Below are 8,082 nucleotides of genomic sequence, written 5' to 3' on the forward strand. Positions count from 1 at the left end.
ACTAATAACTGCTTTTGGAGGTTTTATGTTTTATAACATTGCTGTGGTGGGTTTTGGTTTAGCAGGGCGCTTAGCTGCCCTTGAGCTAAGTAAGTTGCATCATGTAACGGTGTTTGAAGCAGACGATGAGCAAACCCCAAATAGCGCCGGTAAAGTGGCAGCAGCCATGCTGGCACCGCTGGCTGAGTCGGTATTGTGTGAGGCTGATTTAGCTTTAATGGGGCTTGATTCAATGAAGCGCTGGCCAGAAATAGTGAGTGAACTTGAGGGGGATGTGTTTTTTCAGCAGCAAGGTACATTGGTCGTTGCGCATCAGCAAGATAAAGGCGATTTACAAAGCTTTACTCAGAGAATAAAGCCCATAGCAGGGCACAGCGCTCAGGCATTAAATGCTCAGCAAATAGCGCAGTTAGAGCCAGAGCTTGCTAATCGGTTTAACCAAGGTCTATTTTTACCCTGCGAGGGGCAAATAGATAACCAAGCCTTTTATAAAGCAAGTTTTACCATGCTCAACAAGCGCAAAGTTAAGTGTGTGTTTAACCAGCGCGTAACCATTAAAAACGGTGAAATAAATAATCGACCATTTGACTACATTATAGATTGTCGTGGGCTTGGTGCTAAAAGTGATAAACCGCTTAGAGGTGTGCGCGGTGAAGTCGCAAGGCTATATGCACCTGAAGTAAATTTAACGCGACCTGTGCGTTTAATGCATCCGCGTTACCCAATTTATATAGCGCCTAAACCGAATCATGAATATGTAATTGGTGCGACCGAAATCGAATCGCAAGATAGCGGCGCCGCAACAGTGCGATCAACTCTTGAGTTACTTTCAGCGGCTTATACCGTACACAGCGGATTTGCCGAAGCACGGCTACTTAATATTCAAACCGGATTACGCCCTGCATTTAGCGATAACCGCCCAGAAGTATCACAAGTTGGTAATGTAATTAGCATTAACGGCTTATATCGTCATGGTTATATGCTGGCACCGGCATTAGTGGCGCAAGTAGCTTCACGAATAGAGTGAGAATAAAATGAACATTACAATTAATGGCGAGCTACTTAGTGTTAATAGCAAAGCACTCGTTGAGGTACTTCAAAGTTTTGGTGCAGTTGCGCCTTTTGCTGTGGCTGTTAATGGCGAATTTATTCCACAAAGTCGGCACAGAAACTATGTACTTAATGAAGGTGACAGTGTTGAGTTGCTGTCACCCATTCAAGGCGGATAAAGCTCATGCAAACTAAAGACTGTTTAACTATTTATGGAGAGCAAATAAAGAGTCGTTTATTAATCGGCTCTGCGCTTTATCCGTCGCCCGATATTATGACCCAATCGATAGTCGCATCTGGGGCTGAAATTGTTACCGTGTCGCTTAGGCGCCAACAAAGTGTAGCAGCAGGTGATGACTTTTGGCAGTTAATAAAAAATACAGGCTTAAAAATACTGCCTAATACCGCCGGGTGCCACAGTGTTAAAGAAGCCATAACGCTTGCAAAAATGTGCCGAGAGGTATTTGCCACCGATTGGATTAAGCTGGAGCTGATTGGCGATGATTACAATTTACAGCCTGACCCTTTTGCGCTACTTGAAGCGACAAAAATATTAATTAATGATGGCTTTAAAGTACTGCCTTATTGCACCGATGACTTAGTACTTTGCCAGCGCTTAAATGAGCTAGGGTGTGAGGTGCTTATGCCGTGGGGGGCGCCAATAGGCACCGGTAAAGGCTTGTTAAATAGCTATAATTTAAAAACTATTCGAGAGCGTTTACCCAATACCACATTAATAGTAGATGCAGGTTTAGGTTTGCCATCGCATGCCTGCCAAGCACTCGAAATGGGGTATGATGCGGTATTATTAAATTCAGCCATTGCAGGGGCGGGCTGCCCAATTACTATGAGCCGCGCATTTAAAGCCGCAGTTGAAGCAGGGCGCTTTGCATATCAAGCAAAAGCAATGCCTGAAAAAGACGTTGCAGCCCCATCAACCCCAACAATGGGTATGCCATTTTGGCATCAGCAGTGAAGGAAAGAATATGAATAACGTAGTGTGGACAATTGCCGGATCTGATTCGGGCGGCGGTGCAGGTATTCAAGCAGATATAAAAGCAATGCAAAGTTTTGGTGTACATGGCTGCACGGCAATTACGGCGCTTACTGCACAAAATAGTTTAGGCGTAGAGGCTATTAATGCAGTGTCTACCGATATTATTGAATCGCAGTTACTTGCGCTTGAAAAAGACATGAAAGCCAAAGTGATAAAAATTGGCATGTTAGCCAATGTGCAGCAAATTCAGTTGATCAGCGAGCATATAAGCCACTATAAAGCTAAGTGGTCTGTGCCTCCCGTTATTGTATATGACCCTGTTGCTATTGCCTCAAGCGGTGACTTACTAACAGAAGAGGACACGGTCAGTGCAATAAAAGAATGTTTACTGCCGCTAGTGGATGTAATAACTCCAAACACCCACGAAACACAGTTATTAACTGGTGTGTATTTAATTGGCCCAGCTGCAATAAAAGAAGCGGCTAATAAGCTATTAAGCTGGGGGGCAAAAGCTGTTGTTATTAAAGGCGGACATTGGGATTACCCAAGTGGCTACTGCATTGATTATTGTATTGATAGTAATACACAAAATGGCGAAGAATATTGGTTAGGCAATCAAAAAATACAAACACCGCATAACCACGGCACCGGATGTAGCATGGCTTCGGTCATTGCTGCGTGTTTAGCTAAAGACTACCCATTAAAAGATGCCTTTATTTTAGCTAAAGCATATATAAACCAAGGGCTAAAACAGTCGGTACGCTATGGCGAAGGGATTGGACCGGTTGCTCATACATCGTTCCCCACTAATTTAGCTGACTACCCACAAGTAATTGAGCCCGGTAGCTGGCTGGGCGATGAACTAGATTTTGATGTGCCGCTTGATTTTAATATGGCTGCTGATTTTGCACCTTGTGAAAGTAAGTCGCTTGGCTTATATGCGGTTGTAGATAGCACAGATTGGTTAGAAAAATGCTTACAACAAGGCATTAAAACAGCGCAGTTACGCGTTAAAAATAAAACGCAAGATGAGCTTGATGGGCTCATTAAGCAAGCTGTTGAGCTGGGCAAGCAATACAACGCACAGGTATTTATAAACGACTACTGGCAGTTAGCTATTAAGCACGGTGCATATGGCGTGCATTTAGGGCAAGAGGATTTAGACATTGCTAATTTAGCGGCAATTAAAGACGCTGGGTTAAGGCTTGGGCTTTCTACTCATGGTTTTTATGAAATGCTACGTGCGCATAATTATCGCCCTAGTTATATGGCATTTGGCGCTATTTACCCAACCACAACAAAAGATATGACAGGTCAAATACAAGGCCTTGAAAAGCTGATTAAGTTTGTACCACTTATGCAAAGCTACCCAAAAGTAGCAATAGGCGGTATTGATTTAAGCCGTGCTGAGCAGGTAGCGAAAACAGGCGTGGGCAGTGTTGCCGTAGTGCGTGCGATTACCGAAGCTGATAATTACGTAGAGGCTATAAGCGCTCTGCAAGTGGCCATAAGCAGTGCCAATTAAAACTAACAAGGGTAATACTAATAAGGCTGATAAACGTGAGTGAGCTAAGCGATAAAGAAACTCTGCGTTACAGCCGCCATTTATTGCTTGAAGAAGTTGGGCTTGAAGGGCAATTAGCACTTAAATCCTCAACGGTTGCAGTAGTGGGGGCTGGTGGTCTAGGTAGCCCAGCGCTTTTATATTTAGCCGCTGCAGGTATTGGAACGCTTATTTTAATTGACGATGATGTGGTGGAGCTTTCAAACTTACAACGCCAAGTGCTTTATAAAATAAATCACTTAGGACAAAGCAAGGTCGCCGCAGCGGGTAAAGTATTAGCGAGTCTTAATAATCAAATAAACATAGTAACGCATTGTCAAAAGCTAGATGAGAGTAATGCAGCTAACATGCTCAAAGGTGCTGACATCGTACTTGATTGCTCTGATAACTTTAGTACTCGCTATAGTGTTAACCGTTATTGTATTAGCAATAAAACACCGTTAATTTCGGGTGCTGCACTCGCAACCAAAGGGCAATTAATGGGCTTTGATTTTAGGCAAAGTGATAGCCCGTGTTATGGCTGTGTTTTTCCACAGGGCGAAGCTACACCAGTTATCAATTGCAGTAACGCAGGGGTTATTAGCCCGTTACTTGGTGTAATAGGCTCTATGCAGGCGCAACTTACGCTCAACTTATTGCTGGGGCATGCAGAGGGAGGTGTGTTTATAACCTTTGATGCGCTCACTTTAAAACAACAGCACTTTAAAGTGATTAAAGATTCAGAGTGTAAAGAGTGTGGTAAATAAGTTTTTGAGGGGCTTGTGCCTTTTATTAAATGTAGCGTTAAAGAATTAAAAGCTGCGCTTTTCGCGTGAGCAAGCTTCACGCCTACAACATATCAAACTTTTGCACCAAGCTTGTTGACGCACAGCTTGCTGGCGTGACGAGCAAAGCTCGTAATTTCTATGCTTTGGTGTCTTCTCATTTACTCCTATTTGTGCAATAAGATCTTAAGTGATTTATTCACAAAGAGGTTAAGAGGGCGCTTCGCTTTAGAGAAGTAAAAATAAATAATTACTATGTTTTATGTCTTCTCATTTACTCCTCTTTTACTTCTCTTTGTGCAATAAGGTTTTAAGTGATTTATTCACAAAGAGGTTGAGAGGGCGCTTCGCTTTAGAGAAGTAAAAATAAATAATTACTATGTTTTATGTCTTCTCATTTACTCCTCTTTTACTTCTCTTTGTGCAATAAGGTTTTAAGTGATTTATTCACAAAGAGGTTAAGAGGGCGCTGCGCTTTAGAGAAGTAAAAATAAATAATTACTATGTTTTTTTATGTCTTCTCATTTACTTCTCTTTTACTTCTCTTTGTGCAATAAGATCTTAAGTGATTTATTCACAAAGAGGTTAAGAGGGCGCTGCGCTTTAGAGAAGTAAAAATAAATAATTACTATGTTTTATGTCTTCTCATTTACTCCTCTTTTGCTTCTCTTTGTGCAATAAGGTTTTAAGTGATTTATTCACAAAGAGGTTAAGAGGGCGCTGCGCTTTTCGCGTGAGCAGGCTTTGCGCCTACAAAAATAAAAAACCGCGTTAATTAAACGCGGTTTTTTTAATTTCGAATTAACGATTGATTTTAATCGTTAATTTTTGCAAATGCAGTACCTAAGCGAGTAACCACTTCTGGTAGTTGATCTTCCAATATTTCAGCTTTATCAGCACCCCATGCTAGTACCACAGTAGAGCCTAATTTAAATCGACCCATTTCTTCACCCTTTTTAAGCGTGATAGCGTTATCGCCAGTGGTTGGGTATTTCCAACTAAATACATCGCTACCTGCTGGTGGCGTGACAGTACCTGCCCAAATAGTTTCTATGCTGGCTACAATTGTTGCGCCAACAAGTACCATAGCAAGCGGACCAATCTCAGTTTCAAAAATTGCTACTACTCGTTCATTACGCGCAAACAAGTTAGGCACGTTTTGCGCTGTAAGTGGGTTTACTGAAAATAAATCACCTGGCACGTAAATCATTTTGCTTAGTGTGCCATCAATTGGCATATGAATACGGTGGTAATCTTTAGGTGCTAAATAAATCGTTGCAAACTTACCGCCTAAAAATGGTGTTGTATCATCTTGTGAGCCGCCTAGTAGCGCTTGTAAGCTGTAATCGTGACCTTTAGCTTGTATTAGCTGTCCGTCAACAATATCGCCTAGCTGGCTGATTGCGCCATCCACTGGATGAATGATGATATTGCTATCTTCTACCATTGGGCGCATGCCGTCTTTTAAAGGGCGAGTAAAAAATTCATTAAAGCTTTTATAATGAGCCGGATCTGGGTATTGGGCTTCGCTCATATCTACTTTATATTGCTTAATAAATAGTTTAATTAAAGTCGTTGTTAAAGCACCTGCTTTAGCTGCGGCTAATTTACCCACTACGCGTGAAATAAAGTGTTTTGGCATTGCGTACTGCATTGCGATTTTAAATTTGTCTAAACTCACAGTATTTATCCTAAATTATACGCGAGGCGCACGGGCGCCTGCACGGCCATCGGCCATTGTTTCTAAAATTCGGTGGTAGCTGTCAAAGCGCAATTGAGAAATTTTGCCATCTGCTACAGCTTCTTTAACTATACAGCCCGGATCGTTTAAATGTTTACAGTCTCTAAAGCGGCACCCGCCTATAAATTCTCTAAACTCTTTAAAGCACCAGGTTACACGCTCAACATCTAAATGCCATAAACCAAATTCGCGAATTCCTGGCGAGTCGATTAGGTTACCGCCACTTGGTAAATGGTGAAGGCGTGAAACAGTTGTTGTGTGCTGGCCTAGGCCGCTGTTTTCAGATACTTCTTTAGTTAATATTTCAGCGTTAGGTAATACAGTATTAACGAGGGTTGATTTACCCACACCACTTTGACCAACAAAAATGTTATTTTTACCAACAAGTACTTCTTTTAATTCATCAATACCATTACCCGATATATTACTAACAAGGAGTACTTGGTAATCAAGTTTACGATAGATATCGAGAACTTTTTGTATTTCTCTAAGACCTGCGTCATCAATTAAATCTATTTTATTGAGTACTAAAATTGGCTCAATACCCATATCTTCACAGGCTATTAAATAACGGTCGATAATACTAGGGGTAAACTCAGGTAATACTGCCGACACCATTAATATTTGGTCAATGTTTGCTGCAATAACTTTTACGCCGTCGTAAAAGTCAGGGCGGGTAAGTTGCGAACGACGCTCTTGCGTGGCTTCAATTACTCCGGCTAAATCACCTTCACTTACTTTGGCACGGCGAAACAATACCTCATCACCACACACTAAATTTGACACGGTACGTCGTATATTACAACGAAGTACATCGCCATTTTCAGTTTCGACATCGGCGTGTTGGCCAAAACGACTGATCACAATTGCGCTCTCGACCTGACCTAAATTATCGGTTTGCCACTCTTGCGCGCCTTTTTTAGCTGGTCTTGAGTCTGCGCTATTAATGCGCTTTTGGTGGTTGGCCTTGATCTGACGCGATTGGCCTTTACTTAATTTTTTCTGTTTTGCCACTGGAGGCCTATAACCTTAGTTAAATGTCGCTTTTCCTAAAAAAAGCTTTAGCTCGACGGTTGATGCTAATATGATATATCGAAATGCGTTGGATCTAAAGGAAAGCACCGCTTAGGTAATTATGACTATTAATAAATCAAATTTAATTTGGCTCGATCTTGAAATGACAGGACTCGAACCAGAGACCGATAAAATACTCGAAATTGCGACGGTTGTCACTGACGCAGACCTGAATATATTAGCTGAAGGGCCAACCATAGCTATTCATCAAAGTGATGAATTACTAAATGGTATGGACGAGTGGTGTACTACGCAGCATGGTAAGTCGGGTTTAACAGCGCGCTGTAAAGCAAGTACATTCGATGAAGAGTATGCCGTGGCACAAACGTTAGATTTTTTAAAACAGTGGGTGCCTGCAGGTGTATCACCAATGTGTGGTAATTCAATTGGGCAAGACCGCCGCTTTATGAATAAATATATGCGCGAGCTTGAAGATTTTTTCCATTACCGAAATCTTGACGTAAGTACTATTAAAGAATTAGCACGTCGCTGGAAACCCGAAGTGCTTGCAAAAGTGAATAAAAAAGGCTCGCACCTTGCTTTGGATGACATTAAAGATTCGATTATGGAATTAAAAGTCTATAGAGAAAATTTCTTTAATTTGTAAAAAACACTTGCAAACACATCGGATTATTGTAGAATCCTGCCCCGCTCAAGACGATAACCCACGCGGGGTTAGTGTGTTTGAGTGATTGAATTACCATCAATAAATGCGGTACTAGCTCAGTTGCTAGAATGTTGAACGCGACCTGTCGCGCTTAAGCGTAAAATAACTGAAGAAATAAAAAATGCGGTACTAGCTCAGTTGGTAGAGCGCGACCTTGCCAAGGTCGAGGTCACGAGTTCGAGCCTCGTGTACCGCTCCAATTTCTAACCAAAAGAAATTGTAGTG

Annotated in this window: 8 protein-coding genes and 1 tRNA gene; 7 read left to right on the forward strand and 2 right to left on the reverse strand. The window is 41.7% G+C overall.

The features are described 5' to 3' along the window. Positions 1-25 precede the first annotated feature (25 nt). The 5 genes from H5160_RS03150 to H5160_RS03170 are packed head-to-tail and all read left to right on the forward strand — an operon-like array spanning position 26 to position 4,357. Positions 26-1,027 carry an FAD-dependent oxidoreductase gene (locus H5160_RS03150; RefSeq protein ID WP_182711410.1) on the forward strand — a complete coding sequence of 334 codons (1,002 nt, stop codon included), beginning with the start codon at positions 26-28 and terminating at the stop codon, positions 1,025-1,027. Between the two features lie 7 nt (positions 1,028-1,034). Next, a complete protein-coding gene (thiS, locus tag H5160_RS03155) occupies positions 1,035-1,229 on the forward strand; it encodes a sulfur carrier protein ThiS (RefSeq protein WP_182694738.1) in 195 nt (64 codons plus the stop codon). 5 nt (positions 1,230-1,234) lie between these two features. After that, positions 1,235-2,026 (forward strand): thiazole synthase, encoded by a 792-nt coding sequence (locus tag H5160_RS03160; RefSeq protein ID WP_182736728.1) that lies wholly within the window; start codon positions 1,235-1,237, stop codon positions 2,024-2,026. A gap of 10 nt (positions 2,027-2,036) precedes the next feature. After that, positions 2,037-3,572 (forward strand): thiamine phosphate synthase, encoded by a 1,536-nt coding sequence (thiE, locus tag H5160_RS03165; protein WP_182711411.1) that lies wholly within the window; start codon positions 2,037-2,039, stop codon positions 3,570-3,572. A gap of 35 nt (positions 3,573-3,607) precedes the next feature. Further along, positions 3,608-4,357, forward strand: coding sequence for a HesA/MoeB/ThiF family protein (locus H5160_RS03170; protein ID WP_182736729.1), 750 nt, complete (start codon positions 3,608-3,610; stop codon positions 4,355-4,357). A gap of 832 nt (positions 4,358-5,189) precedes the next feature. Here H5160_RS03170 and asd read toward each other — a convergent pair. Together asd and rsgA are read right to left on the reverse strand one after the other, a co-directional pair. Beyond that, positions 5,190-6,056: an archaetidylserine decarboxylase gene (gene asd, locus H5160_RS03175; protein ID WP_182736730.1), complete on the reverse strand. Its 867-nt coding sequence runs from the start codon at positions 6,054-6,056 to the stop codon at positions 5,190-5,192. 15 nt (positions 6,057-6,071) lie between these two features. After that, the gene (gene rsgA / locus H5160_RS03180) at positions 6,072-7,130 is read right to left on the reverse strand and encodes a small ribosomal subunit biogenesis GTPase RsgA (protein WP_182736732.1); all 1,059 of its coding nucleotides are present in this window, start codon (positions 7,128-7,130) and stop codon (positions 6,072-6,074) included. Positions 7,131-7,251: 121 nt separating this feature from the next. On the opposite strand from rsgA, the gene orn reads away from it, so the two are divergent. Both orn and H5160_RS03190 read left to right on the forward strand, forming a co-directional pair. Next, the gene (orn, locus tag H5160_RS03185; RefSeq protein ID WP_004336052.1) at positions 7,252-7,797 is read left to right on the forward strand and encodes an oligoribonuclease; all 546 of its coding nucleotides are present in this window, start codon (positions 7,252-7,254) and stop codon (positions 7,795-7,797) included. A gap of 183 nt (positions 7,798-7,980) precedes the next feature. After that, positions 7,981-8,056 (forward strand) — tRNA-Gly (locus tag H5160_RS03190). Positions 8,057-8,082 lie beyond the last annotated feature (26 nt).

It is taken from the genome of Pseudoalteromonas sp. SG43-4 (assembly GCF_014164325.1).
GTDB lineage: Bacteria > Pseudomonadota > Gammaproteobacteria > Enterobacterales > Alteromonadaceae > Pseudoalteromonas > Pseudoalteromonas distincta.